The organism is Gelidibacter sp. (assembly GCF_053579655.1).
The window spans coordinates 52,567-79,105 of record NZ_JBMDWE010000005.1 but is presented as its reverse complement, the minus strand read 5'-3'; the positions used below and the strand labels follow the sequence as shown (position 1 = coordinate 79,105).

Annotated in this window: 24 protein-coding genes and 1 tRNA gene; 7 read left to right on the top strand and 18 right to left on the bottom strand. The window is 36.1% G+C overall.

The annotated features are described in order from the left end of the window. Nucleotides 1-61 precede the first annotated feature (61 nt). Genes ybeY through ACOH2D_RS04270 form a run of 4 tightly spaced genes read right to left on the bottom strand, consistent with a single transcriptional unit; the run spans nt 62 to nt 4,423 of the window. On the bottom strand, nt 62-472 hold the full coding sequence (gene ybeY, locus ACOH2D_RS04285; protein ID WP_348038131.1) for an rRNA maturation RNase YbeY: 411 nt from the start codon (nt 470-472) through the stop codon (nt 62-64). Next, on the bottom strand, nt 459-3,887 hold the full coding sequence (locus tag ACOH2D_RS04280) for a DUF4175 family protein (protein ID WP_449534458.1): 3,429 nt from the start codon (nt 3,885-3,887) through the stop codon (nt 459-461). Before ACOH2D_RS04280 ends, ybeY begins: the two co-directional genes overlap by 14 nt. Further along, nucleotides 3,880-4,188 carry a type II toxin-antitoxin system RelE/ParE family toxin gene (locus ACOH2D_RS04275; RefSeq protein WP_348038127.1) on the bottom strand — a complete coding sequence of 103 codons (309 nt, stop codon included), beginning with the start codon at nt 4,186-4,188 and terminating at the stop codon, nt 3,880-3,882. Before ACOH2D_RS04275 ends, ACOH2D_RS04280 begins: the two co-directional genes overlap by 8 nt. Beyond that, complete coding sequence (locus tag ACOH2D_RS04270; protein WP_449534457.1) at nt 4,178-4,423, bottom strand: hypothetical protein; 246 nt, start codon at nt 4,421-4,423, stop codon at nt 4,178-4,180. Before ACOH2D_RS04270 ends, ACOH2D_RS04275 begins: the two co-directional genes overlap by 11 nt. 251 nt (nt 4,424-4,674) lie before the next feature. Here ACOH2D_RS04270 and gltX point away from each other — a divergent pair, with 251 nt between their 5' ends. Both gltX and ACOH2D_RS04260 read left to right on the top strand, forming a co-directional pair. Further along, nucleotides 4,675-6,186, top strand: coding sequence for a glutamate--tRNA ligase (gene gltX, locus ACOH2D_RS04265; RefSeq protein WP_449534456.1), 1,512 nt, complete (start codon nt 4,675-4,677; stop codon nt 6,184-6,186). Between the two features lie 94 nt (nt 6,187-6,280). Then, nucleotides 6,281-7,219 carry an SPFH domain-containing protein gene (locus tag ACOH2D_RS04260; protein WP_348038121.1) on the top strand — a complete coding sequence of 313 codons (939 nt, stop codon included), beginning with the start codon at nt 6,281-6,283 and terminating at the stop codon, nt 7,217-7,219. A gap of 111 nt (nt 7,220-7,330) precedes the next feature. On the opposite strand, the gene ACOH2D_RS04255 is transcribed toward ACOH2D_RS04260, so the two are convergent. After that, complete coding sequence (locus ACOH2D_RS04255) at nt 7,331-8,500, bottom strand: GNAT family N-acetyltransferase (protein ID WP_449534455.1); 1,170 nt, start codon at nt 8,498-8,500, stop codon at nt 7,331-7,333. A 182-nt stretch (nt 8,501-8,682) separates the two neighbouring features. Next, the gene (locus ACOH2D_RS04250) at nt 8,683-10,680 is read right to left on the bottom strand and encodes a glutamine--tRNA ligase/YqeY domain fusion protein (protein ID WP_449534454.1); all 1,998 of its coding nucleotides are present in this window, start codon (nt 10,678-10,680) and stop codon (nt 8,683-8,685) included. A gap of 120 nt (nt 10,681-10,800) precedes the next feature. On the opposite strand from ACOH2D_RS04250, the gene folB reads away from it, so the two are divergent. After that, a complete protein-coding gene (folB, locus tag ACOH2D_RS04245; protein WP_348038332.1) occupies nt 10,801-11,163 on the top strand; it encodes a dihydroneopterin aldolase in 363 nt (120 codons plus the stop codon). A 53-nt stretch (nt 11,164-11,216) separates the two neighbouring features. Next, a tRNA-Cys gene (locus tag ACOH2D_RS04240) sits at nt 11,217-11,287 on the top strand. A gap of 410 nt (nt 11,288-11,697) precedes the next feature. Here ACOH2D_RS04240 and ACOH2D_RS04235 read toward each other — a convergent pair. The 4 genes from ACOH2D_RS04235 to ACOH2D_RS04220 all read right to left on the bottom strand — a co-directional run bounded on the left by ACOH2D_RS04235 (nt 11,698) and on the right by ACOH2D_RS04220 (nt 15,851). Next, nucleotides 11,698-12,378, bottom strand: a complete 681-nt coding sequence (locus tag ACOH2D_RS04235; protein ID WP_449534453.1) for a LysE family translocator — start codon at nt 12,376-12,378, stop codon at nt 11,698-11,700. A gap of 131 nt (nt 12,379-12,509) precedes the next feature. Continuing rightward, entirely contained in the window at nt 12,510-13,184 is a 675-nt protein-coding gene (locus ACOH2D_RS04230) for a head GIN domain-containing protein (protein ID WP_449534452.1), read from the bottom strand. 102 nt (nt 13,185-13,286) lie between these two features. Then, entirely contained in the window at nt 13,287-13,583 is a 297-nt protein-coding gene (locus ACOH2D_RS04225; protein ID WP_449534451.1) for a YbjQ family protein, read from the bottom strand. A 33-nt stretch (nt 13,584-13,616) separates the two neighbouring features. Beyond that, a complete protein-coding gene (locus ACOH2D_RS04220; RefSeq protein ID WP_348035541.1) occupies nt 13,617-15,851 on the bottom strand; it encodes a ribonuclease R family protein in 2,235 nt (744 codons plus the stop codon). A gap of 893 nt (nt 15,852-16,744) precedes the next feature. On the opposite strand from ACOH2D_RS04220, the gene rpiB reads away from it, so the two are divergent. Both rpiB and ACOH2D_RS04210 read left to right on the top strand, forming a co-directional pair. Then, complete coding sequence (gene rpiB / locus ACOH2D_RS04215; RefSeq protein WP_348035577.1) at nt 16,745-17,179, top strand: ribose 5-phosphate isomerase B; 435 nt, start codon at nt 16,745-16,747, stop codon at nt 17,177-17,179. Between the two features lie 192 nt (nt 17,180-17,371). Next, entirely contained in the window at nt 17,372-17,815 is a 444-nt protein-coding gene (locus tag ACOH2D_RS04210; protein ID WP_348035543.1) for a GNAT family N-acetyltransferase, read from the top strand. 5 nt (nt 17,816-17,820) lie between these two features. Here ACOH2D_RS04210 and ACOH2D_RS04205 read toward each other — a convergent pair whose 3' ends face one another. The 8 genes from ACOH2D_RS04205 to ACOH2D_RS04170 all read right to left on the bottom strand — a co-directional run bounded on the left by ACOH2D_RS04205 (nt 17,821) and on the right by ACOH2D_RS04170 (nt 25,934). Then, complete coding sequence (locus ACOH2D_RS04205; protein ID WP_348035545.1) at nt 17,821-18,105, bottom strand: type II toxin-antitoxin system RelE/ParE family toxin; 285 nt, start codon at nt 18,103-18,105, stop codon at nt 17,821-17,823. Nucleotides 18,106-18,107: 2 nt separating this feature from the next. Beyond that, entirely contained in the window at nt 18,108-18,353 is a 246-nt protein-coding gene (locus ACOH2D_RS04200) for a hypothetical protein (protein WP_348035547.1), read from the bottom strand. Nucleotides 18,354-18,380: 27 nt separating this feature from the next. Beyond that, the gene (locus ACOH2D_RS04195; RefSeq protein WP_348035549.1) at nt 18,381-19,214 is read right to left on the bottom strand and encodes an OmpA family protein; all 834 of its coding nucleotides are present in this window, start codon (nt 19,212-19,214) and stop codon (nt 18,381-18,383) included. 71 nt (nt 19,215-19,285) lie between these two features. Beyond that, nucleotides 19,286-20,920, bottom strand: coding sequence for a S41 family peptidase (locus ACOH2D_RS04190; protein ID WP_449534450.1), 1,635 nt, complete (start codon nt 20,918-20,920; stop codon nt 19,286-19,288). 18 nt (nt 20,921-20,938) lie between these two features. Next, on the bottom strand, nt 20,939-21,322 hold the full coding sequence (rnpA, locus tag ACOH2D_RS04185) for a ribonuclease P protein component (protein WP_348035553.1): 384 nt from the start codon (nt 21,320-21,322) through the stop codon (nt 20,939-20,941). A gap of 214 nt (nt 21,323-21,536) precedes the next feature. Then, nucleotides 21,537-23,387 carry a M1 family metallopeptidase gene (locus ACOH2D_RS04180; protein ID WP_449534513.1) on the bottom strand — a complete coding sequence of 617 codons (1,851 nt, stop codon included), beginning with the start codon at nt 23,385-23,387 and terminating at the stop codon, nt 21,537-21,539. Nucleotides 23,388-23,438: 51 nt separating this feature from the next. Beyond that, the gene (locus tag ACOH2D_RS04175) at nt 23,439-25,058 is read right to left on the bottom strand and encodes a S8 family peptidase (RefSeq protein ID WP_348035555.1); all 1,620 of its coding nucleotides are present in this window, start codon (nt 25,056-25,058) and stop codon (nt 23,439-23,441) included. Nucleotides 25,059-25,070: 12 nt separating this feature from the next. Beyond that, nucleotides 25,071-25,934, bottom strand: coding sequence for an MBL fold metallo-hydrolase (locus ACOH2D_RS04170; protein ID WP_348035556.1), 864 nt, complete (start codon nt 25,932-25,934; stop codon nt 25,071-25,073). A gap of 211 nt (nt 25,935-26,145) precedes the next feature. Between ACOH2D_RS04170 and ACOH2D_RS04165 the strand changes: the two genes are divergently transcribed. Continuing rightward, complete coding sequence (locus ACOH2D_RS04165; RefSeq protein WP_449534512.1) at nt 26,146-26,460, top strand: DUF202 domain-containing protein; 315 nt, start codon at nt 26,146-26,148, stop codon at nt 26,458-26,460. Nucleotides 26,461-26,539: the final 79 nt, after the last annotated feature.

Sequence of the window (26,539 nt, the reverse complement as noted above, 5' to 3'; positions counted from 1 at the left end):
CCCAAAAGTCCCTTCTTAGGACATAAGAAAAGTTTGCAAATATACACTGATTTACTGAAACTTAAGCCAATTGGCCAATGTAGTAATTTTCCTTAGAGCGCATTATAGCTTCCTCATCTTCTGTTTTATCCTTGTAACCACAATAATGAAGAATGCCATGAATCATAACCCGACTCAATTCATTATCAAAAGTTACTTCAAAGTCCGCAGCATTTTCACGAACTCTTTCCACAGAAATATAAATATCGCCATTGATCAGCTTACCTAAAGTATAGTCAAAACTGATAATATCCGTAAGGGTATCGTGATCTAGAAACTCAATATTGAGATCCAAAAGGTAAGCGTCATCACAAAATATATAATTGATTTCTCCTTCACTAAAACCTTCCTCAGTGATGGTGCTTGAAATCCATTGCGACAAATCCTCTTCATTGTCCAATTGTAAGTCTGTTTCGTAATTAAAGCTGATCATTGTCTTTTTTAAAATAGTCTTGTACCTTTTTCTTGTAAACGTTTTGCAAAGGTAAAGTTTGTCTGTTTAATATTTCAGTAGTATTAAAATATTCTTTAGCGGTCGGAATTTGATCCGTAATTGGGTTGTCAAACTGTTTTTTATTGGTGTTTGATTCACGCCTATTTTCTTCTTCTTGCAAATAAGTAGCGTTTTCCAACTTCAAAAGTTGCTGTTGCAAACTCATCATCCGCTGTAAGGTTTGATTCGTAAACCCTTTATTAATCAAATCGGATTCGATGTTTTCCATTTGTTTCAACAACTGTTGACCTTGCCCAGCCTTGCCAAGTTCCTTTAACTTGTCCTGCAACGCTTGACGTAATTGTTGTTGCTGTTGATAAATACGGAACAATTCACCATTCAATTTTTCAGATGATCCTTCACCATCCCCCTGCGAATCTTCACCACTACGCGCTTTACCTTCTTTGCCAGATTCTCCATTTTCTCCGTCATTATCTTTTCCAGCACCCTCCTTTTTCTTGCCAGAATCACTCTTTTTCAGACCCTCTTCCATTTGCTTATTCAACTCTTGCTGACTCATGATAATGTCCGGCAATTGCATACCACCACTTTTTCCATCTTTTCCTTGCCCCTTTCCAGATCCTTGACCTTCTCCAGGATTCATTTCCGACTCCATATTATCTAAAACATCACTTAAAAAACTCGCCAAATCATTCGCTGATGTCATCGTGTATTGTTGCGATGCCACGCCTTGAGAAAGCAAATTTTCAGAAAGTTCAGCCATAGATTTGTCGATATAATGAAAGACATCCGTGATTTTAGAATTGATATTCTCAGAAAGTTTAGGATGACGCATAGACAGTGCGAACAGACTATCGTCAATATGTGCGAAATGCTCACGCAAATTACTTTGCTTCCGCAGAAATGTGCCGTACTGATTATGGTTTATTTGGATGCTTTTAAATTTATTCATGAGATCTTCTTGATCGAACGAAAACAATAGTAAGTTTTTTAGAATTTGACGTAACATGGCCGCATCTTCCTGCATCTGTTCTTGGCCACCCGACATCATAGATTGAGACATTTGAGCACTCATTTGTTTCATTTTTTTTGAAGCATCCTTTTGCTTTTGCTGCGCCTCTTTTTGTTTTTGATCAGCGTTTTTTTGATCCTTATTTTGCTCTGCATCCTCTTTCTTCCCAAGTTGATCAGAGGCTTCTTTTTGATCTTTTTGAATTTCCTTTTCGGCTTCTTTATCTTGAGGCACCTCCAATGGTTTCTTTAAAGCCTGATTTTCTTTTTGAAGATCTTCCAATTCCTTTTGGAAATCTTCAAACTGCCTATTCAATTCGTCCTGTTTTTCCTTGGTATTGAATTCCTGTTTTTCCTTGGACAATTGATCTTGATCTTTGGCTAATTGCTCAAGTTCGCGTTGCAGTTTTTCAGCCTTTTTAGCAACGTAATAACGCTTGGTCAACTCCAACAATTGCTGAAGACTTTTTTGTTTATTTTTATTTTGCTTTGCCAACTGATCCAGTTTTTTGGTCAGTTCTTCCTTTTGAATTTTATCTTGAAGTTGTTCCAACTCCTTTAATAGCTTCTCATCTTTTTGAAGCTGCTCTTCATTGTCTTTTAAACGTTCTTTTAAATCCTCTTTAAATAGATCATTTTCGGTATTATCCTTTTGGAAGTTTTCAAGATTATCTTTTAATCGTTCATTAAAATTCTGCATCAGTTCCGCTTGTTGCTTCTGACGCTTTATGAAATTCTCAAGCTTCTTTTTGTCACTAAAATTAAGCTGCTCTTTCTCTTTTTGTGTCCGTGACAATTCTTCCAACTGCTTTTCTTGAAGCTTCATTTTTTCCAAAGAATTATCAAGATTTTTGATCGTTTCGCTCTGTTCTTTCAGTTGCTTACGCTCTTCTTCATCTTGAGTCAACTTTCGGTAGGTAAATACATTACTTTTAACGCTCTTAAAGTTGTGAATAGCGTCATTATCAAACACTTGAAAATACAATTCGTAAGTAATTCCTTCTTCAAGAAGTAAATTATTAGGGAATGCGCTTATAAATTCTTCAAAATTAGATCGCGCCATAGGAATCAACTCTGTCTTCTTATCATCGTCATTATCCACAGGATAATACACCATTTGTAATTTACTTAAGCCATAATCATCACTGGCTTGTCCATAAAAATACAAACTTTGTTTATCGATTGTATCACGTTCAACTTTAATATGCAATTCAGGATAGGCATCTTTGATCACCTCAATAGAATAGGCCAAGTTTTCATAATCTTTCAGCGATTGATTACTCGTCGAAATAGTGTAATTCATTCTGGAATACAACCGTTTTGAGGTTTCAAAATTCCCCTTGTTTTTATTATCAAAAACAACGGTATCGTTGGCATACATGATCACTTGATCCGTTGCACGGGTATTGATTTTCCAAGTAATTGTTGTGCCTTCTGGAATAGTCGTACTCCCAGTACTCTTTAAAACCTCGCCCACCCTATTCGTGTAAGCTGGATAATCCAATACCATTTCAAAATTGACCATCGTTGGCACCTTAACCACATTTACTTGGTAAGATTTGGACACTACTTTATTGGCCGAAAGTGTAAAAGTTACACCGTCCTTTAACTGGGGAAACACAAATTCAAAAGCTCCAGGATTCGTTTGTCTTAAAAAATAAGTTTCTCCAGCATAATGAATTTGTGCGTTTTCTGGAACTACATTTCCAACTGTTTTGACCATCAACTTAAAGTCCTTGTTTTGTAAGACATCCAGCTTCTCATTGATTACAAAAAATTCAAAAGGCGCTGGTGGTTGATAAGCTGTTTTATAATTCACCACCCGTTCATAGCTATCAGTAAACCAATTAAAATGTCCCGAAATAAAAGTGAGCAGCAAAATTAAAATGGGAATGGCAGCATACTTTAAGTACTTAACATTCTTGTTAAAATTGACCGCCATTTTAAAAGGAACAGGTTGCAATTCGGCAGATTTCTGTTCAATACTGGCCAATAATAATTCTGATTGTTCTGAACTTTTCTGAAGTTGAAGTACATTCAGCAACTTGTCATTGACCTCAGGAAAGTGTTTGCCAATAATCTTTGAAGCTTCTATATAATCGATTCCGTTTTGAAGTTTGAACAATTTGGTCAACGGCCAAATAATAAATCGACCGAATAAGGCCAATTCTACCAGAACAAACAGCCAAAACAGAATCGTTCGTGCGGTCGGGCTTAACCACAAAACATACTCAATAAAAAGTGTGACTAACAAATACAACAAGCCAATGGCAAAAAATAAAATAGCACCTTTGAGCAAGTCATTGGTATAATACCGTCTTATAAATTGTTCGAGCTTGGTCTGTATGGTTTGAAAATTGTTTGGCAATCTTTCTTTATTCAATTTGTTTGTTTGGGTTTTGACGTGTACTAAATATCCGCAGAATCAATATGTCTTCTTTTCTTACTTTATAAATAACCTTCCAATGTCTTACTATAATGCGTCTATATTCTGGTTGGATAGTATCTTTCTGGTATTGGGTTGCAAAAATAAGTTCATTCGTAGCTTTCAAAATATCATTTTTGACATTTACAGCACCTTGTGGCGTTAACCTTACCACTTTATAATAATTGAAAATATCCTTTAAATCAGCTTTTGCAGAAAAGCTCCAAATAACCGTAAGAACTTTCATCCTACCACTCATTCGACTCCTTTTCAAGAGCCTCTGGGGAAATGGAATTTCCATTTTCAATTTCAGATTCCGCTTCTAAAAGAACCTGTTCATATTGATATTTAGTTAGAGGTTTACCATTCACAGTAAATGCAACCACGTCGTTTTCCTGATAGCTTTCAACGACGGCTTTTATAACATTCAATAGTCGTTCGTCAGCCGATTTGACATAATCGATAACTGTTTTTCTTAAATCTATGGTTTCCATATCACAACGCATTGAAATGAATACTCAGTAGCTCCTGTGCATTCAACCAACTAAAGTACAATTTTATTTTATAGCACAATTCTCTAAATTTATAAGCTTGTGTTAATTAAGCGCAAGCAAGAACGATTTTGAGAGAAAATATATTAAAAATGCTCCTAATGTTGATAAGTAAAGTTATTTAGGTCTTTTTCCGCGTTCTTTTTTCAATGTTGTAGCATCTGTTCTATCTTTGTAATCTTAAATCATAAAAAATGACTGATAACGTTCGTGTGCGTTTTGCACCAAGTCCGACAGGACCTTTACATATTGGCGGTCTGCGCACCGCACTTTTCAACTACTTATTTGCCAAAAAACATAATGGAACGTTTATTCTGCGCATTGAAGATACCGACCAAAATCGTTATGTGGAAGGTGCTGAGAAGTACATTATTGACGCGTTAAACTGGTGCAATATTCCTTATGATGAAGGCCCAAATCACAACGAAAAATTTGGACCTTATAGACAAAGTGAACGCAAACATTTGTATCAAGACTATGCCGATCAATTGATTGCTTCTGGTAATGCCTATTATGCATTTGACACTGCAGATAGTTTGGATCATCAACGAAAAGAGCTTGAAGCCGAAGGAAAAACCTTTATTTACAATTGGCATAACCGACAGTTGTTGCTCAATTCATTGTCGCTTTCAAAAGAAGAAACGCAAGCCAAATTAGATGCCGGCGATGAATATGTCATCCGATTTAAATCGCCGGAAAACCAAACTTTAAATCTGACAGATATTGTTAGAGGTAATATTACAATCGACACGAATATTTTAGACGATAAAGTTTTGTTTAAAAGTGATGGCATGCCCACCTATCATTTGGCAAACATTGTAGATGACCATTTAATGGAAATTACCCACGTGATTCGTGGTGAAGAATGGTTACCTTCCCTAGCCCTGCATTATCAGTTATATGATGCTTTTGGTTGGGATAAACCTCAATTTGCGCATTTACCCTTACTTCTTAAACCAACAGGAAAAGGTAAACTGAGCAAGCGTGATGGCGATAAATTAGGCTTTCCAGTATTTCCTTTAGAATGGCAAGATCCTGAAACGAATGACATTTCCAGCGGTTACAGAGAAGCTGGCTATTTCCCAGATGCGCTGGTCAACTTTTTGGCGTTTTTAGGATGGAATCCAGGTACTGAACAAGAACTCTTTACTTTAGAGGAATTAGTTGAAGCTTTTGACTTGGAACGTGTTCATAAATCTGGCGCTCGTTTTGATCCTGATAAAATAAAATGGTTCAATCATCAATACATGCAAATGCAATATGACGATGATCTGGCTGAAGCTTTTAAAGACGCGCAACCAGAATTAGCTGATATCGATGTCAATTACGTGGCTATGGCCGTTGGAATGATTAAAGAACGCGCCACTTTTATTTCTGATTTCTGGGCCTTATCATCCTTCTTTTTTGAAGCTCCTAAAACCTATGATGAGAAATCATTTACTAAAATTGTGACGAATGAAGCTCGCGAATTAATGAGCGAGCTAGCACAGGTTATTAATCATACGGATGATTTTACTGTAGAAAACGTGCAGACTGATGTCAAAGCTTGGATTGCAAAAAAAGAAGTAGGCTTCGGAAAAGTGATGCAGCCCTTACGATTAGCATTGGTTGGCGCCATGCAGGGCCCTGATGTGTTTGAAATTATTTATATGATTGGAAAAGCCGAAACTGTGCAACGTATTGGAAATTTATCACAAGCTTTATAAATTGGGATGTGGCTTTTAGCTAAAAACAGATGATTCCTAGCAAATATAACTTAAATTAGTGTTTTACATTTTTAACATTTAAACCAACCGCCTTATGATTCCTATTGCTATTCCCTTTATTGTTTTTGGATTACTTATCTTGTTTTCTTCTTTTTTTACTGTAAAACAACAAACCGCCGTTATTATTGAACGCTTTGGAAAATTCCATAGCATCCGTCATTCTGGTTTACAAATGAAAATTCCAATTGTTGATCGCATTGCTGGTAGAATGAGTCTTAAAATCCAGCAGTTGGATGTGATTGTTGAAACCAAAACCTTAGATGATGTATTTGTCAGATTAAAAATCTCTGTTCAGTTTATGGTGATTTCCCAAAAGGTTTATGATGCCTTTTATAAGCTCGATTATGCACACGATCAAATCACAAGTTATGTATTTGATGTGGTTCGTGCGGAAGTTCCAAAAATGAAATTGGATGATGTGTTTGTTAAAAAAGATGACATTGCTATCGCTGTAAAAACAGAATTGAACGATGCCATGTCTGATTATGGTTATGACATCATCAAAACTTTAGTCACTGATATTGATCCTGATGCCCAAGTAAAAGCAGCGATGAACCGAATCAATGCTTCTGAACGTGAAAAAATAGCCGCTCAATTTGAAGGAGATGCAGCGCGTATTTTAATTGTGGAGCGTGCTAAAGCTGAAGCTGAAAGCAAGCGTTTACAAGGACAAGGTATTGCCGATCAACGTCGTGAAATTGCTCGTGGATTGGAAGAGTCTGTTGATGTCTTAAATCGTGTTGGAATTAACTCACAAGAAGCGTCAGCGTTGATTGTGGTAACCCAACATTATGATACCTTACAATCTATTGGTGAACACGTGAACAGTAACTTGATCTTGTTACCGAATTCCCCTCAAGCAGGAAGTGACATGCTCAACAATATGGTCGCTAGTTTTACGGCCAGTAACCAAATTGGTGAAGCGATGAAAGAAGCCAAAGAGAAAAAGAAAAAAGACGATCTTAAAAAGTAATCATGCCTAGAAAAACCCTTCAAATTTGAAGGGTTTTCTATTTAGTATCAGTTCTGTCCAGAAAAGAATTAAGATGGCTCCGCTTTTAGAACAAAGACAAACCATTCAAAATTAAAAGTACCGTGGATTTTTAAAAGGGTTGCGTTCCTCCCATTGCTGCTCAGGATTCATCAACTTAAAAATTGATTTTAAGATCGCATTGATAAATGGATTGGTGTGTTTGATATACATGGACATCGATTTTGGCTTCGCTCCTACCGAACTTTTAATTTCCATCGCCGTTCTTGCATAAACAATTGTTTTAAAATTATGTTCAATCCCAAACGCCAACATTTCATAAAGCATGTTTAAATAAAGTTGATTCTTATATTGATGGGCGTCATCATAACCCAAAAAATAAGTTTCCAAAGTTTCGCCATTTAAGAGGAGCGTATAAAAACCTATGATCTCATTATTCAGATTAAAAGTAAAAACTCTAAATTTTTCTTGCAGCTCAAGTTTGAAATTGAAAAAATGATTTCCTGGAAGTAAAAACGTGTTAAAAGCAGCCTTAGTGGACACATTTTTATAAAGATGATATAAGTGTTCGGAATTTTCTAAAACTTCATCCTGAGTCATCTCTGAAAGCCGAATTTCGCCCAATTTTTTTTTCGCGCGCTTGTATCTGGTCTTATATTTTGTGTTCAGATCATTTAGATAATCTTCCATGTTCTTCCAATTCGGAGAAATATCCAAAATCATATTTGGCTGCACCTTAAATTCGGAAAATCCATGTTGATCAAAAATTTTAGATGATTCATGGATTCTATCGGCTTTGAAAAAATCCTTGAACAAAATCGCCCTGATGGATTTATGCTCATTTTTCTTAATCAAAATTTTAAGATCATCAATCGCTTTAAACAAGGTTTCCAAAAAGCCATCTTGTGAAAAGTTTTCATTTTTGAAATACATTCCATGTTGCCCTGTATGCGTTAAATTTCCAACGACAAGAATATTTCCTTTTAATATCCGTGAGATACCATCTTTTAAAATAGCTTTCCATTGCGACCCGGCCGAAGCTCTAAACATATCTTTAGCATAGAGTTTCACACGTTGAATCAGGGCAATTCCCACTAACCTATCTTCATTAAAAATTCCTATATAATACAGCGAAATTGATCTCGGAGCAGCACCTTCTAAAGCCGTTAAATAAGCTGTTTGCAGGAATAAATCATGAGTTGCCAACGTATTCCATTCGGGTGGAATTTGGGTGGTCGAAGTGTAAATTTTAGACTGTAACAAATTAAGAAAAGCACTGAATTGTAGTTTTCAGTTCTTGTAAATGTAAGTGGTTATTTTGTTTTTATAATAATGAATACGCTGTATTAAAGTCAATAAAAACCACTATTTAAAAAAAGGGTTTGTTGTGAACGTACCGATCACAACAAACCCTTAATAATAAATAACTTTTCAGTATAAAAAGCTTAGATGGCTCGTGCTTCAGCAACTAAAAACTCATTGTTATCTTCCAATCCTGAAGTTATAAAGGCATTGATATCCTCATTCCGTTCCAAACCTTGTTTCAATAAAATACCAAGTGTAATCATGGTTGCAATGCGCGTGCCCACTTTTTTGGCTGCGGTATTAAACCAAGGTTGCAAATCATCATAACTCACATTTTTGGCCAGTTCTTGAATTTCTGCTTTGGCTTTCAACTGCTTTTCTTCAGGAAGATTGGTATATTTTTTACCTAATTGCTGAATGACATCGATGGCTTTGCGTTGAGGCTGATTATTTTGTGGTTTCGGTTGATTGTCGTTTTTCTTTTCGCTTGGCTTTGCCTTCGCCCACGAATCCCGCAAACCCACAGTTTTATTAAAAATTAATTTTTCAGCTGTGGTATCCTTATCAACATTGAAATAACCAAGACGTTGAAATTGAAAGCGTTCGCCAATTTGAGCCTCTTTTAAACTTGGCTCCACATAAGCGGTAATGATTTTCAAAGACTCCGGATTCAATAATTCCATAAAGTCTTTTTCTGGATGCGTATCTGGCGATTCATCCATAAACAAGCGATCATATTCTCGAACCTCTGCTTTTATAGCATGTTCAATCGATACCCAATGTATCGTACTTTTTACTTTTTTGGTCGCATCATCCGAATACGTACAGTGAATTTCAGTGATATTACCGTCAGCATCTTTAACAACACTTTCCGCTTTTATGATATACGCATTCTTTAAACGCACTTCCTGACCTAAAGTTAATCGGAAATAATTGCTGCCGGCTTGTTCTTTAAAATCGTCTCTCTCAATGTATATTTCTCTTGAAAACGGCACTTTTCTGAAGCCAGCGTTGTCATCTTCCTGGTTGTTTTCAGCCTCTAACCACTCCTCTTTTCCTTCAGGATAATTGGTAATAACGACTTTGACAGGATCCAAAACCGCCATAATACGCGGCGCAACCTTGTTCAAATCTTCACGGATGCAAAACTCTAAAAGGGCAACATCAATAATATTATCACGTTTGGCAACACCAACGGTTTCAATAAATTTCTTAATGGCGTTTGGCGTATAACCACGACGACGCAAACCCGAAATAGTAGGCATGCGCGGATCATCCCACCCCGAAACAATATGGTCTTCTACCAACCTGAGCAACTTTCGTTTACTCATAATGGTATAACTAAGGTTTAAACGGGCAAATTCACGTTGTTTTGGACGGATTCTATTGGGTTCGACCACTTGGTCCAGAAACCAATCGTACAGCTCTCTATGAGGCTTAAATTCTAGCGAGCATAAACTGTGCGAAATACTTTCAATATAATCACTTTCGCCATGCGTCCAGTCGTACATTGGATAAATGCACCAATCATTTCCTGTACGGTGATGGTGTTTCTTTAAAATCCGATACATCAACGGATCACGCATGAGCATATTGGTGTGCTGCATATCAATTTTAGCGCGCAATACATGCGTACCTTCATCAAATTCGCCGTTTTTCATGCGCTCAAAAAGATCCAAGTTTTCTTCCACAGTTCTATTGCGATAAGGACCATGAACACCTGGTTGGGTCGGTGTTCCTTTTTGTTCCGCCATAGCTTCTGAAGATTGAGAATCTACATAAGCCTTATTTTCTTTGATTAATTGCACAGCCCAATCATATAACTGCTGAAAATAATCAGAAGAATACAATTCATTTGCCCAAGTATACCCCAACCAAGCCACATCTTCCTTAATGGCATCCACATATTCCTGTTCTTCCTTAGTTGGATTGGTATCATCAAAACGAAGATTTACGGGCGCATTGTACTTCTCTCCCAAACCAAAACTAATACCAATAGCTTTTGTATGGCCAATATGCAAATAGCCATTAGGCTCCGGTGGAAACCTGAATCTAAGGTCATTCCTTGACATGCCTTGGGCTAAATCCTCCTCTATAATGTGCTCAATGAAGTTGAGCGGTTTTGTTTCTTCTGACATAATACGGTTCATTAGTTCTTATTATTTATTGAGATCAAATACGCAATAAGAATTCTTTTGCAAAATTAGCGATTTTTTTAGTTCTATAAATGCCTTATTTTTGTGCTTATAAAAGGAATTATGGGCATTATAAAAGTTGAAAATATCCGGGTGTATGCACATCACGGTTGTTTGCAGGAAGAAACTAAAATTGGAAGTGAATATCTGGTAGATTTAAAAGTAACCGCAGACTTGCAACCTTCGGCAAGCTCAGATAAATTAAGCGATACGGTCGATTACGTATTACTGAATCGAATTATTAAGGAAGAAATGCAAATCCCTTCGTATTTACTTGAAACAGTCGCCAAACGTATCTTAAATCGAATTTTCTCAGAAGATCATTTAGTTAAGAAAGCAACGGTTTGGGTTAGTAAAATCAATCCTCCTATTGGCGGCGATGTGGACAAAGTGACGATTAAAATGAGCGAAACACGAAAAAGTTAGAAGTATTTAGCTTACAAGTTTTATTTTTTTTACCTTTGCACATTCAAAATTAGGGCATCATGGCCGAGTGGCTAGGCTCAGCTCTGCAAAAGCTGCTACAGCGGTTCGAATCCGCTTGATGCCTCAAGAAACCTTCAACGTAAGTTGGAGGTTTTTTTATGCTAAATTTTTATAAAAAATTAATTAAAGACCACAAAGCTGCTACAGCGGTTCTCCCGATACCTATCGGGAGATTGATGCCTCAAGAAACCTTCAACATACGTTGGAGGTTTTTTTTATTCTAATTTTTGAGAATGGAATGTGGGAGATGATGGAATAGAACGCGGATGACGCTGGAATGGAACGTAGATGACGCTGATTGAGCAGATATTCGCTGATCTTGTTTTGATAGATGAAGAAATTCTACAATTGAAAAACCTCACAGGTTTTGGAAACTTGTGAGGTTTGAGTGACATAAAAATCTGTGGTAATCATAAGAAATCAGCGTTATCTGTGTTCCATTAAATTTTAAATAAAGAAAAATGGAAACCAGATTTAATTCAACGGATTAATCTTCTCTAACCGATCCTTGAGTAATTCCTTTTCTTTTGGGAAAAAGGCCTGGGACAATAATAAAATTCCAAAAGCTAAAATCACTAAAGCAATGATTTTCTTGGTTTTAAAGATGCGTCTTGGGGTCAGTTTATTCTTTAATCTTTTAGCAATCAATATTTTAAAGATATCAATTATAAAATAAGTGATGAGGATCGTCGCAAGAAAAACAACCACGCCGCTATTAGTATCAGTAAAAGAATTAGCAATAATTATAAACGCTACCCAACCTACTAACACACCAACATTGATAAAATTCAGCAAGAAACCTTTGAGAAAAAGCTTCCCATAATTTTTTTGGATTTCAACACGATGGTATTCACGGACAATGGAACGAAATGATTTAGAAGTTTTTGTGAAGGTAATGATGCCATAAACGACCAAAAGTACGCCTCCAAACACCAGAAAATTAGGATCATCCTTAATTTTATCAAGCAGTTTATTGGTACTAAAAAATGCAATGGCAATAAACAAAACATCAGCCAACATCACGCCCAAATTAAAAATAAGGGCACTTTTAAATCCTTTGGTAGCACTGGTTTCCAGGAGTACAAAAAACACCGGACCAATGGTAAATGCCAATATGATTCCAAAAGGAATAGCCGATAAAACCTCGTCAAACATAAAATTAGTGTTTCAACAAAGCTACATAAATTTTTATCTTTTTTAAGGCTTTAGCGACTTCAAAACTGCATCAACGGCTTGTGCTTCTATTATTATTAAAGACCATGAGTTCAGCAGATACTTTTGGAAATTTAGTCCATCAGCTTAACACGACCTCCTAACATCTTATTCTCATTGACCTTTTGTGGATGTCCATAAATATAAACGTCGCCTCCCGCTCTAATTTTGACATCTGCTAATCGTGACGCATTAATATGCCCTTCACCAGCAGCGCTAATGGATATGTATGTAGATTCAGATTCTAAATTTTTACCTTGAAAAATACCACCCGTATTCATGGAAATATCTTGTCTTACCGCTTTACCAACAACTTCAATTTCGCCACCTGTAACGGCTTTAATTTTAGAATCGGTAACATCCAACGAAACTTTAATAATAGCTCCTTCCTGAACTCTCAATTCAATATTGTATTGTTTGAATATATCTTCAGAAGACACATAAGACCCTTCATTGGCATCAATAACATCAATATTTTTATAATACAAAGTGACCACCGTTTTATTACCTACAAAGTTTTGTCCAAGACGCATTTTAATTCTCAGGGAACCGTTTTTGTTGATTAATTCAACATCGCTTTTATTGTCTCCAGAAATAATGGCTCTATTTTCATTGGATTTGACTAATTCTACATTTATTAAATCATACACTTTAATTTCATCAAAGTCGCCAAGATTCTTTTCAATATCTCCTTGAGCTATAGCATTAACACTTAAAAAAAGTGTCATGATCATCAATAATCCCTTCATAATTTTTATTTTATAGGCTGTTTTATTTCTATCAAACGCTTTTTCAGTTCAATTATTTAAAATCGCCTATTAAAAACACAAATGATAAATAAACTTTAAATTTTAAGCCACTGTTACTGCTGTTCCAGTGACGGATACTGCCACATAATTACTCGATGTCAATTCAATGTCAACCTTGATGCCCACGATGGCATTGGCATTTAATTTTCTGGCGTGATCCTGTAATTGTTGAAAAGCCTGTTCTTTAACAACAGCCATACTTTCAGCAATAGCTTGATAGTATTTTTCCATATTAAAAGTCACTTTCATGGCTTGAACATTCACTGAAATTCCAGAGACAATGCCTTTATATTCCAGAATTTTAAACCCTTCAATGGAGTTGGTGGTGGTAAGAATCATAAGTTCAAATAAGTATTAACTAACGTAAGAGTTTTATAATTGTATAATTTCTGGTTTTCCAATCAGCGTAAAATCGAGGTGTTTTTTAGCTAAATCCGTGTTTTTAACTTTAACCACGACTTCCTCACCAAGTTGATAACTGATTCCTGTTTTTCTACCGATCAAAGCATATTCCGTTTCATCAAATTCATAATGATCATCATTCATATCTCTTACCGAAACCATGCCTTCACATTTATTGCTGATGATTTCTACATAAATTCCCCAATCGGTTACTCCAGAAATAACACCCACAAATTCTTCATTTCTATGGTCTTCCATATATTTGATTTGCATGTATTTAATGGAATCGCGCTCGGCTTTTGTGGACAGATTTTCCATGTTACTGGAATGGTTACATTTCTCTTCGTAGATGGCTTCACTGGCCGATTTTCCACCGTCCAAGTAATATTGCAATAAACGATGCACCATCACGTCAGGATAACGACGAATTGGCGAGGTAAAATGAGTGTAATAATCAAAAGCCAAACCGTAATGTCCAATATTATGCGTGGTATATTCGGCTTTACTCATACTTCTAATCGTGAGCGTATCGACCAAATTTTGTTCTTTTTTACCTTGAACATCGCGCAACAATCCGTTTAAGGAATTTGCAATACTATTGCGATCCTTGAAATTCAGTTTGTAGCCAAACTTAGAAACCACGCCTTGTAAGGCATTCAATTTACTAGCATCTGGCTCATCATGCACACGATACACAAAAGTCTTTTTAGGCGATTGTTTCCCTATAAATTCGGCCACTTTTTTATTGGCCAACAACATAAATTCTTCAATCAGCTTATTGGCATCTTTACTGGTCTTAAAAAATACACCAATCGGATTGGCTTGGGCATCCAAATCAAACTTTACCTCTACTTTATCAAATGAAATTGCGCCATCCTTCATACGTTTACTACGCATCGTTTTTGCCATTTCATCCATTTTTAAAATGGCATAGGCAATTTTAGGATCCGCGTTATATGCATTGCCTTCGATGGAAATATCTTCTGGAATTAAAGTATTTATAGATGAGATATCTGACTGTGCAGGAATTTGGGTATTGTTTTCAATGATCGTTTGTGCTTCTTCATAAGAAAAACGCGCATCACTATACGTCACCGTTCTTCCAAACCATTGGTCTTTAATCTCTGCTTGGTCATTCATATGAAACACGGCAGAAAACGTATATTTCTCTTCGTTAGGTCTTAAAGAACAAGCGTTATTTGATAACACTTCAGGAAGCATTGGCACTACTCTATCTACTAAATAAACAGAAGTGGCACGCTCATAGGCTTCATCATCCAAGATGGTGCCTTCTCGCACATAATGCGACACATCAGCAATATGAATCCCGACTTCATACATGCCGTTTTCCAAGATTTCAAAAGAGATCGCATCATCAAAATCTTTAGCATCTTTTGGATCAATCGTAAACGTCAACGCTTTACGCATGTCACGACGTTTGTCAATTTCTTCTTGGCTAATTGATGTATCCAAAGTATTCGCATACTCTTCTACTTCAGCAGGAAACTCATAAGGCAAGCCATATTCGGCTAAAATTGCGTGAATTTCCGTATTGTGTTCCCCAGGTTTACCTAAAACTTTTAAGACCGCACCTTTAGGAGAATCTTCATTCTTTTCCCAACTTTCAAGAGAAACAAGAACGACATCACCATTTTCAGCGTTATTGATTTTATTAATGGGTACAAAAATGTCTTTGTACATTTTATTGCCGTTCACCACAACAAAAGCATAGTTTGGATGGATTTGTATAACACCCACATACTCACTTTTAGCCCGTTTAATGATGTTTGTTATCTCACCTTCATACTTTCCTTGTTTACGACGTTTGTAGGTATAAAATTCAACTTCATCACCATTTAAGGCTTTGTTGATGTTGTTTGAAGCGATATAGACATCTTCCTCAAAATCAGCACAAATGATATAGCCCGAACCTTTCGACGCCATATCAAGGATTCCTGTATGATATTCGGTATTAACAATGGCTTTGAACTTGCCACGTTCAGTTTCTTCAATTTCCTTTTTAGCAAGTAATTCTTGAAGTTTTTTTATAATCTGATTTCTGCTAGAGGCATCATCTACCTCAAGTTTAGCAGCTATTTGTTTGTAATTGTAGGATTGATTTCTATCTTTTTTTAAAATACTTAGAATTGTATTTGTTAGGTTAGAGATCTTATTTGATGATCCCTTTCTTCTTTTCTTTGTCATGTATTATATAATGTGATCTTATTGAACTTCTAAAGTTAGCGAAATTCAGTTATTCTAACTTAACTAAAGGAGAAGATTGGTAATTAAGTTTGTACAAAACTACGTTTTTAATATTAAATGAATGTTTCCTTTATATCAAATTTAGGAAAACTCCTTCTATTCTCAATGCCAGAAAATAAAATTGAATCCAAAAAACAGTTATCCACATTTATATATATTATAATAAGCTTTTATTTAAATTTAAAAAAAATAATGATGCTTATGATGGGATGTTAATAGCCGTGATAACTTTTTTGACTTTTACTTTGAATAGTGAGTTATGACACTTACTTAAGATGCTATTAACAAGTTATAATTTTCGAACTGTTTGATTTTGAATCCTATCGATAGGGTTGTTAACAACTGTTGATAACGTGATTGAACATCTATTTCCTGATAACATTTTTGCATTTTCATGTTCATAGAGTCACTTTTGGATGATGATAACCTATCCAAACAAAATGGCTAACTTTTTTGGTAGTCTCATTTAAGATTTGGCTGAGAAAAATTATTGGATTTATAAAATTTATCTTTTAAATGTTAACTACAAGTTATGAACAAGTAATGAGCAGATGTCAATGAACGATTGTTACTTGTTTAATGATATCATATAATAGATTGATGATAATTTTGACTATGGACCGTATTTAGGCCTTTTGCTGTAACTTTTTTGTAAAGTTCGGCTTCTGTTTTTTAATGCATAGTTAAAGCACTAATTGATTATTAACAGGTTATAAAAATACAATATGATAACCTGTTGGTAACACTCATATTCGGTGTTAAATTTCAAACAGACTCACTATATTATTATGTAACTTTATGCTCTTAAAAATTTGATAAAATAACAACATATGATGACGATTTCAATAGGTAACGATCACGCAGGAACTGAGTATAAAAAGGCTATCGTAAAGCATTTAGAAGAAAAAGGCTATTCTGTTAATAACTATGGAACCAATACAGACGATAGTGTGGACTACCCAGATTTTGTGCATCCTGTAGCCCATGATGTGGAATCGAAAGCTGTGGATTACGGAATTATTATCTGCGGAAGCGGGAATGGTGCCAACATGACGGCTAATAAGCATCAAGGTGTGCGTTCGGCTTTATGCTGGAGTAAAGAGATCGTTGCTTTAGCAAGACAACATAATAATGCCAATATTTTAAGTCTTCCTTCTCGATTTATAGCATTACCACAAGCTATTGAAATGGTGGATACCTTTTTAAATACATCTTTTGAAGGTGGACGTCATGAAAACCGCATTAATAAGATTCCTGTGTCACAGTAATCCATGGATTTCGATCATTCTCTTGGTAGATTTTTATATGATTAATTTATATTTAACCATGTTAATATCAAGTCGGAATTCAATTAGAAAGAGCCAAAGGAAATCATTTTTCATTCTTAAAAGAAGGACTATGCCTTTATCTTTTAGGAATGGAATTAGTGTCAATTGATGGCCATTTAATACATGTAAAAAATGCTAAAGATCATAACCAAAACTTTTAAAGAGCTCAGAGTTGATGAACTCTATGCCATTTTGCAATTGCGAAGTGAGATATTTGTTGTGGAGCAAAACTGCGTTTATCAGGATATAGACTATAAAGACCAGAAAGCACTTCATGTCATGGGTTATAAACAGGATGTACTGGTGGCTTACACGCGCCTATTTAAACCTGGAGACTATTTCGACTACGCAAGTATTGGAAGAGTTCTTGTAAAGGCGGGAGAACGGCATTTAAAGTATGGTTATGCTATTATGGACGCTTCCATAAATACTATTGACAAGCAATTCAATGAAACCAAAATTCAAATTTCCGCACAGACCTATTTAAAGAATTTCTATAACAATTTAGGCTTTACACAAGTGGGCGAGGATTATTTGGAAGATGGTATTCCTCATATTGGAATGCTAAAGGATTAATTACTTCAAAGTGAAACTGTCAATGTCCTGGTAGTTATTCCAAAATCGTAACAAAGTGATTGTTCTGCCTTTTTCATATAAAACAAAGTCACTTGTTTTAGTATGGGTACTTGAAATGTTTTTTTGTAATCTGATGATTTGAAAATAACCTTGTTTGATTTCAGTTGATTAAGTACAAATTCGACTTGTTCAACAAAATAGATGACTTCTTTTTCAGTCCAATTTTCTTCTAAAAATTCAATATTTTTCCAATAATCGAATTTTGCAGTTTTAGACCAAACAATTTTCATATTTAAGTAGTCCGTTTCAAATAAGGATACCGTTTTATGGTTTCCTCCATGACCTGATCATGTGTAATAATATCGCCATTTAGAACCTCATTTAAGGCTTCATCTATTGCCTTTTTCTGAGCAGGAGATAATTCGGTAGTTTGGTTTTCGAAAATTTCTTTTATGCTATAGAGCTTATTTAATACGGATTCATCCTTTAGATGAATCATCCAATCTATTAAATCTAATTTTTTAGTTTTTGTATCCATAACATAAGTCCTTTTATGATGTCAAATTTAATTACTTTCATTGACATAAGTGACCAAAATTTCCACACGTCGGTCATATTTTGCATCACCGCCAAGCGGAAATTTACGTCGCATCCCCACATATTTCATGCGCTTTTTATCCACTCCTTTTTTAGCTAAATAATTATAGATGTATTCAGCTCTCGCTACCGATAAATTACGCTTTTTGGTCTTTCTGTCGTTGGCATCCCTGCTATTTTGTGTGCAGCAGACATGACCTTGAATGGTAAAATAAATGTCTTTTCTTTTGATCAGTACTTTTGATATTTCTTCCAACGTCTTTACCGATTCTGGAAGGAGATAACTATAGCCAGTTTTAAACAGAATATTGTCTAATAGAATATAATCACCAATCTTTATATCGCCCGCTAAGGTTTCGCTAGCGGTTTTTGGTTTGATAATAACTTCAGGTTTTGGAGGAAAAACGGGCGTGACTATAATTTCCACTTTTCTATTTAAACTCCTTATTTTACTGATATCTTCTTCTTTTATGAGTTTTATCAAAATTTTACCCATGCCATCCACATTGGTAATAACGGATTCGTCAAACTCGTTATTTGAAAAAATGGTTTTGATACTGTTGGCTCTATTTTGCGAGAGTGCCAAATTGTACAATGCACTGCCTCTATCATCCGTAAACCCGTATATCGATATTTTTTCAATATCTAGAGTTTCAATTTCAGTCAAAAAAAACAAGAGTCTGCCATGTTCAATTTCAGATACGTCAAAAGCATCCGTTTTAAAAAAAACCTCGTGCTTTAATTCTTCTTGTGCCAAAATTATTTGGGAAAAAAGCAAGCCAAGGAGAAGCCATTTTTGCATATTATATTCAGTTGGGAAACTAAATATACCTAAAATTTTAAAACTGCAGTATTCTTATCGACGTAAGCACTTTATTGTAGATAATTTAAATAAGTAGAAGGATTTTTAAGTATTTCTGACCCTTTTTTAATTTCTGTGTTATGAATTACGAAATACGCGTACATTCCTTCCCGATAGAAATAGCGCTTGACGATCTCCTCCGACAATAAGTTCATCAGTTGAGCTTTATTGGCGTCAATGGCATCTGTTTTATAGGTATCCAATGTTTTTATCAAGGTGGTAAATTCCTTATCAATAACTCCATTTAAAGCTTCTTCTTTCGCTACTTTAAGGGCCTCATCAAAAGCTTTTTCAGTTTCGGTTTCAAAAGTGAAATTGTTGGATTTCAAGAAGGTTTTGAAGGCATTAAAATCCGAATCTTTCAACTCAAACGTATTTAAATCCGTGACTTTATGGGAATAATAATACTTTGTAGCATAATCAAAAATTAGATTTTCGTTGACAATAGCCCTGGTAATGGGGCTTAGTTTTGTGATGCCAACTTCAAGATCCGGTTGAACACCGCCGCCATCAAAAACCGTTCTGCCGCGTTTGGTTTTAAAGGCATTATAATTTTCTTTTTCCACACGGGTTGCCTTGCCAGCTTCATCTCTATTCCAGTAATCCAGTGCCTGAATACAACGTCCTGAAGGCGTGTAATAACGTGAGATGGTAATTTTAATTTGCGTGCCATACACCAATGCTTTTGGGCGTTGTACCAAGCCTTTCCCAAAACTTCGTGCGCCAACGATGACGGCCCTATCTAAATCCTGTAATGCGCCAGCAACGATTTCACTCGCCGAAGCACTTTGACCGTCAATGAGAACTACGAGCGGGATCTCAGTATCAATAGGCGCCTTTTGGGTATAATAAGTTTTGTTGTATTTATCGACCTTCGATTTGGTGGTCACCACCAATTGATTTTGAGGTATAAAAATATTGGTCACGTTAACCGCTTCATTGAGCAATCCGCCTAAATTTCCTCTAAGATCTAATATGAGTTGCTTAGCCCCTTGGCTTTTTAAAGCACGAACGGCATTTATCGTTTCAGTAGATGCTTTTTCATTGAATTTACGTAATACCACATACCCTGTTTTATCATCAATCATGGAATAATGAGGCACAGCATGAATTTCTACGGCTTCACGTTGAATGGCTACGGTTTCAGTCTTGCCTTGACGTATGTAGGTCACGGTTACTGAAGTACCTGCGGTACCTTGTAATAAATTACCGGCATCGTCCTTAAAATCGGCGACAACGGTATTGTCCACTTTTATGATTTCATCACCGGCCTTCAAGCCTGCTTTTTCCGCCGGAAAACCTTTATAAGGTTCAATGATCACCAACTTATCCTTTAAGGTCAGCACATTCGCTCCTATGCCCGTATAATCGCCCGTATTGTTAATTCGTGACGCTTCTACATCCTGTTCATTATAATAATTGGTATAAGGATCTAAATTTTGCAACATACTTTTTATGGCCGTATCCATCAATTCCGCTGGATTGGTTTCGTCCACATAATTCATGTTGACCTCTTTAAAAAGTGTGGTAAAAATTTCTATTTGTTTGGCTATTTCGAAGAAATCACTTTTAAACGCCGATCCGGTAATAAACAAAACACCTATAAAAACAGGGAGTATTATTTTTTTGGTCAAAAGCTTTTTCATAATCGTAGTCTCAAAAATTTAGGGTTTGGGAAGGGATTGATGTTTCAGAAAAACATCCATCAAGGTATTCATTTTTTTCGATATGGTTTGAAAATCTGTTCCGGTCTTACCAATGTACAAAATCATAAACGCATATTGGTCTGGAATGTTGTTAAAATACTTGGATTTGTTAAGCCGATAAGCTTCTCGCATCAAGCGTTTTATTCGGTTTCGAGCGACTGCCGTTTTGAAATTTCGTTTGCTTACTGAAACGCCCGTTTTTATCTGGATAGGATCGTCAAAACTGGTTTTTAAATAGACCAATCTCAAAGGATATACGGCGACAGATTTGCCTTCAGAAAAGAGCTTTTCAATAAGCTTCTGGCTTTTGAGTTTTTCTATTTTTTTAAATGATTGATCCATAGGGCAGCAAAGGTACTACTTTAGCAAATAAAAAAACCGCTTGATAAAAGCGGTTTTTAGAAAGTAAATTCTTTTGTTAATTAAGCTTATCCGTTTTAAGACATAGGACTAATTGCTTTTTATTTTGACAGGCAATTTTATAAAAAAGATGTTTGATGTCTTTTCGTCCTAAGTCGATTTTAACCCGAATGTGTTTTTTCGGATAATCATTTTTCTAATTAAAATTTACGACGTTGTTTTCTCTGTTAACATCCGCCATATAACCTCTAGGATCAATAGTGATGGTCTTGATAGCACTTTTTGGTTTTTCAACTTCAAAGGTATAAGTTGGATGAGCCCAAGCCCAATTTTTTATAACCGTTGTGGTTGGAGGTGTTGGTTTTGCACCGCGCATCATTCGTAATGGAATATAATAGGCGGATTTGGTACCGTCGGCATAGGTTATTTCAAGATCGATAGGCATTGGCATTAAACCAATCCGCTCTAAGGTCACTGATGTTTTGTTACCTTCTGCATTGACATCTTTAATGGCATAATCAATCTTATTTGTGGTTTGTGTCCAATCCGTCAAATACCAATCGAGCTCCATTCCGGAAACTTTTTCAGCAATTCTGATAAAATCCATCGGTTTTGGGTGTTTGAAAGCCCATTCTTTAAAATACTGCTTGATGGTTTTATCCAGATTGTCTTCACCCATAATATAGCCTAATTGCGTTAAAAATAAGGAGCCTTTGCTATAAGAAGCAATTGAAAACGCACGGTTATAGGCATAACGATCAGAGTGCGTGCTTTGTGGCTGCTCTCTGTCGGAATTTGCCAAGGAAATATACGAACGATAGGATCCGGCAAATGGATTATCACTGTTTGTTCCGGTTATGGCATCTAAGGCACGATCCTGAATATAAGTTGTAAAACCTTCATCCATCCAAGAATGTTTGTTCTCATTGCTTGCCAATACAAATTGGAACCAACTATGTGCTAATTCGTGCGCGGTAACGCTTATTAATCCACTAATCGTTCCTTCACCAACAATCAATGTACACATCCCGTATTCCATACCGCCATCGCCACCTTGAATGACCGAATATTGGTCATAAGGGTACTTACCAACATGCGTACTGAAATACTGCATTAATTCCTCTGTAATTGGCTGGAGTTTTTTCCAATTTTCCAATTTATCTGCAGGCATGGAATTTTTATATAAAAAATGGAGCATCGGTCCATTTTCAACTTGATGTTTATCGTGGATATAATTGGGATCGGCGGCCCAAGTAAAATCATGAACATTAGGCGCTTTAAAATGCCAGGTTAAGGTTTTGCCTTTTTGTTTTTTAACCGGTTGTGTTTCGTAACCGTGACCGATTTCGTTCGGGTTTTGAAGATATCCTGTACCTCCAATCGTATAATTTTTATCAATGGTAATTTTGACATCAAAATCGCCCCATACCCCATAAAATTCTCTGGCGATATAAGGATCGGCATGCCAGCCTTCATCATCATATTCGGCCAGTTTTGGATACCATTGTGACATGGATAAAGCGACACCTTCACTGTTATTTCTGCCAGAACGACGGATTTGAACCGGCACTTGAGCGTCAAAAACCATATCAAAAGTCGTCTTTTGTCCCGGTTGAATGGGTTGATCCAAGGTGACAATCAAAATGGTGCCTTGGGTTTCATGGTTGACTTTTTTGCCATCTTGAAGCAAGGAAGTAACATTGATATATCCAATTTCATAAGGACTTAATTTGCTGATGCGACTTTCATAAATTGGATCTGCTTTCGTACCTAAATTATTGACCATTCGACCGTCAGGATCTGGAATGCTTTTTAAGCGGGCATCCATTTCACTATCCGGCTGAAAGGCGTTGGGATATAAATGATAGTAAACGCGGTTCAATACATCTGGAGAATTGTTGGTATAAACCAACTTTTGAGTTCCGGTATATCGGTAAGTTTTGACGTCCATATCAATAGCCATCGTGTAATCGACATGTTGCTGCCAATAATGTGGATTGGAAGATGGCCGTGTTTCATTTTGTGAATGCCCTTTAATTGCAGGCATCAACAAAAGAAAACTAAGACTTAAAGCATAAGTAAATTTCATTTTAAAAGTTTATTTAGAGTTTTTTGACATTTGATCCGCTAAAATTAAAGCGTTATAGGCGTTGGCAATTTTTTGTGATTTTGAAAGTTCACCGAATGGTTTTATGTTGGTTGGATCGCCTCCAACAATTACTTTGGTGGTAAGTGGCAATCCAGAATCCAAAATGACTTTCTTAACTTGCGGTGCGGTCAAATTTGGATAGTAGGAACGAATTAATGCTGCGATACCAGCAACTCCTGGAGCGGCCATTGACGTCCCACCAAGACTTTTATATTCATTACCTGGAATTGTTGAATAGATTTCTCCTCCTGGAGCGAAAATATCAACGTTTATTTTACCATAATTTGAAAATCCAGAGACCATTCCTGAGCCGTAAGTTGAGTCCAATGATCCAACAGTGATAAAGTTATCTGCAACCTCAGGGCCATTATCAACAGCGTCATTAGGATAAACGTTTTTGGTATCCAAATCAAGGGCTTCGTTTCCGGCAGCATTCACAATCAAAATATCTTTAGAAGCCGCATATACAATAGCATCTCTTACCCAATCACTATGTGGAGAATAGTGTTTTCCAAAACTGAAGTTCATCACTTTCGCACCATTATCAGCAGCATATCGGATGGCCAAGGCGATATCTTTATCATATTCGTCACCATTTGGAACTGCTCTTAGGCTCATAATTTTCACATTGTTGGCAACCCCATTTCCACCTTTACCGTTGTTTCTTACGGCAGCAATAATACCAGCAACGTGTGTACCGTGGCTTTCTGATGGTTTTACAGGTTTAACGTTGTTGTTTCCGTAATATTTTTTGACCATATCATCCGGATTATCTCCTGTTTTACGCCCTCTGAAATCGACGTTGAGGTTATAGTTCAGGCGGTCATTAATATCTACAAGTCCTTCACTAATATCTGCTATGGCCGCTTTTAAGGTTTTAAAATCCATACTGTACACATATTTTGCAATGGCCACGTATTGTTTTAAAATTTCATTGCTTGTGCTGATAGCATTGACATCTTCTTCTGTGTAATTTTCTTTTTTGGTTTCTTTGGTCAAGGCATCATCAGCATTTTTAATTTGTTGTAAAAACTGCTCATAATTGGTTTTGATACCTGCGTATTTGTCATAGTCGGCCTGTCTTTCGGCTTTTGCTTCCGCATATCGTGGGTTTGAAGTGTCGCCGCTTGCCAATAAACGCACATATTCCAACTGCTCATCATAGCCATCGCCAAGAAAATTCCATCCGTGGATATCGTCCACATAACCATTGTTGTCATCATCGATGCCGTTCCCTGGAATTTCTTTGGGATTGGTCCAAATAGCTCCTTGCAAATCTTCATGGTCAATATCAATTCCTGAATCAATAACAGCAACGATTACTTTGGCTCCTTTTTTGTTTTTGATGATTTCGTTGTAGGCCTTGTCAACACTCATCCCAGGAATGGTGTCATTTTTCAAATCCAAATGTCCCCAATGTTGCTTTTCGGCATCAGTTAATTCAGAAGTTTTTAATGGCATCGTGTCAATGTTTTCCATTGGTGTTGAAAGCACACTGGAAGCAGAGCCGCAATTAAATAGAGTCGTTGCTGCAAAAGCAACAATTGCAAATGATTTAAATAATTTCATATAATTAATTTATTAATGTGTAAAAATCTCTTGTGAAGTAAATGTTTGATCTAAACGGACGCCTTTGTCCGTATGTTTTACTGTGATAATCTGATTATGCGCATCATGTTCCAAAAACAAATAATAATTTTGATCGGCAGCGGTATTCAGAAATGATTCCTTTTCATCCAAGGTCAATAAAGGCCGAGTATCATAACCCATGATGAAAGGCAAAGGTAAATGCCCAACCGTCGGCAGTAAATCGGCCACAAAGGCAATGGTTTTATCTTGATATTTGATCAGCGGAATCATTTGCTTCTCAGTATGGCCATCGGCAAAAAAGATATCAAAACCGAGTTCAGAATTTTTTAGCAATCGATCTTGAGGAAGCGACGTAAATTTGAGTTGGCCACTTTCTTCCATTGGCAGAATATTTTCCTTTAAAAACGATGCTTTTTCGCGATTATTGGGTTGGGTTGCCCATTGCCAATGCTTTTCATTACTCCAGAAATGTGCGTTTTTAAAAGCGGGTTCATAACCCGTTCTATCTTTGTTCCATTGGATGCTGCCACCACAATGGTCAAAATGTAAGTGGGTCATAAACACATCGGTAATATCGTCGCGATGAAAACCATATTTTTTTAAGGAACTATCTATCGAATCATTGCCATATAAATAGTAATAACCAAAAAATTTATCGTTTTGCTTATTCCCCATTCCGGTATCAATCAAAATGAGTCGGTTATCAATTTCCATTAACAGACAGCGCGCTGCAATATCGATCATATTATTGGCATCGGCGGGATTGGTGCGTTGCCAAATTGATTTCGGCACGACCCCAAACATGGCCCCTCCATCAAGTTTGAAATTTCCAGTTTCAATGGGATATAGTTGCATAATCGTTACTTTTGGTAAAGTTAAACATGCAAATTACTAAATCAGTTAAAATTTGTAGGTTTTGCGACATGATATTGGCTGTTTTTTAACATTTTAAAGGGCTTACTCACTAACTAATCACTGAGATAATTTGAATCCGCTAAAAATTATTTTAATTTTATAAAAAAGACTTATGAAAAGAATCGTTCCAGCTCCATTGCGCTTTAAAAATATGAAACTTTTAAAGTTTGGGCGTGATTTCAAACCAGATCAAGAAGTCATTTTAAGAGATTATCTCGCCATCGAACGCACGCGATTGGCCAACGAGCGCACCTTACTTTCTTATATTAGGTCATCATTGTATTTACTTTTAGGTGGGATTGCATTCTTTCAGCTCAAAAACTTTCCGGATTTTAAATATTTAGCTATCCTATCCTTGGTTTTCAGTGCTGTTTTCTTAGTCATTGGTATTTATCGATTTGCTTTATTAAAACGAAGTTTAAAAAAATTGTATTACAATTTTGAGCCAAATGAACAGCCTAAATAGGGAGGTTATATGAGCTTAAAATATTGCCAATCCTTTGTCTTTCAAACAAAACATTTCAGTTTTGTGATATTTTTTACGT

Excerpts from the sequence above, each read along its gene's own strand:
- ybeY (WP_348038131.1), bottom strand. The coding sequence starts at position 472 with ATGATCAGCTTTAATTACGAAACAGACTTACAATTGGACAATGAAGAG.
- ACOH2D_RS04170 (WP_348035556.1), bottom strand. The coding sequence starts at position 25,934 with ATGCAACTATATCCCATTGAAACTGGAAATTTCAAACTTGATGGAGGG.
- ACOH2D_RS04260 (WP_348038121.1), top strand. The coding sequence starts at position 6,281 with ATGATTCCTATTGCTATTCCCTTTATTGTTTTTGGATTACTTATCTTG.
- ACOH2D_RS04275 (WP_348038127.1), bottom strand. The coding sequence starts at position 4,188 with ATGAGTGGTAGGATGAAAGTTCTTACGGTTATTTGGAGCTTTTCTGCA.
- ACOH2D_RS04205 (WP_348035545.1), bottom strand. The coding sequence starts at position 18,105 with ATGAAAATTGTTTGGTCTAAAACTGCAAAATTCGATTATTGGAAAAAT.
- ACOH2D_RS04225 (WP_449534451.1), bottom strand. The coding sequence starts at position 13,583 with ATGATTCTTACCACCACCAACTCCATTGAAGGGTTTAAAATTCTGGAA.
- ACOH2D_RS04210 (WP_348035543.1), top strand. The coding sequence starts at position 17,372 with ATGCTAAAGATCATAACCAAAACTTTTAAAGAGCTCAGAGTTGATGAA.
- rnpA (WP_348035553.1), bottom strand. The coding sequence starts at position 21,322 with ATGGATCAATCATTTAAAAAAATAGAAAAACTCAAAAGCCAGAAGCTT.
- ACOH2D_RS04180 (WP_449534513.1), bottom strand. The coding sequence starts at position 23,387 with ATGCCTGCAATTAAAGGGCATTCACAAAATGAAACACGGCCATCTTCC.
- ACOH2D_RS04190 (WP_449534450.1), bottom strand. The coding sequence starts at position 20,920 with ATGAAAAAGCTTTTGACCAAAAAAATAATACTCCCTGTTTTTATAGGT.
- ACOH2D_RS04220 (WP_348035541.1), bottom strand. The coding sequence starts at position 15,851 with ATGACAAAGAAAAGAAGAAAGGGATCATCAAATAAGATCTCTAACCTA.
- ACOH2D_RS04270 (WP_449534457.1), bottom strand. The coding sequence starts at position 4,423 with ATGGAAACCATAGATTTAAGAAAAACAGTTATCGATTATGTCAAATCG.
- ACOH2D_RS04175 (WP_348035555.1), bottom strand. The coding sequence starts at position 25,058 with ATGAAATTATTTAAATCATTTGCAATTGTTGCTTTTGCAGCAACGACT.
- rpiB (WP_348035577.1), top strand. The coding sequence starts at position 16,745 with ATGACGATTTCAATAGGTAACGATCACGCAGGAACTGAGTATAAAAAG.
- ACOH2D_RS04250 (WP_449534454.1), bottom strand. The coding sequence starts at position 10,680 with ATGTCAGAAGAAACAAAACCGCTCAACTTCATTGAGCACATTATAGAG.
- gltX (WP_449534456.1), top strand. The coding sequence starts at position 4,675 with ATGACTGATAACGTTCGTGTGCGTTTTGCACCAAGTCCGACAGGACCT.
- ACOH2D_RS04230 (WP_449534452.1), bottom strand. The coding sequence starts at position 13,184 with ATGAAGGGATTATTGATGATCATGACACTTTTTTTAAGTGTTAATGCT.
- ACOH2D_RS04200 (WP_348035547.1), bottom strand. The coding sequence starts at position 18,353 with ATGGATACAAAAACTAAAAAATTAGATTTAATAGATTGGATGATTCAT.
- ACOH2D_RS04195 (WP_348035549.1), bottom strand. The coding sequence starts at position 19,214 with ATGCAAAAATGGCTTCTCCTTGGCTTGCTTTTTTCCCAAATAATTTTG.
- ACOH2D_RS04165 (WP_449534512.1), top strand. The coding sequence starts at position 26,146 with ATGAAACTTTTAAAGTTTGGGCGTGATTTCAAACCAGATCAAGAAGTC.
- folB (WP_348038332.1), top strand. The coding sequence starts at position 10,801 with ATGGGCATTATAAAAGTTGAAAATATCCGGGTGTATGCACATCACGGT.
- ACOH2D_RS04235 (WP_449534453.1), bottom strand. The coding sequence starts at position 12,378 with ATGTTTGACGAGGTTTTATCGGCTATTCCTTTTGGAATCATATTGGCA.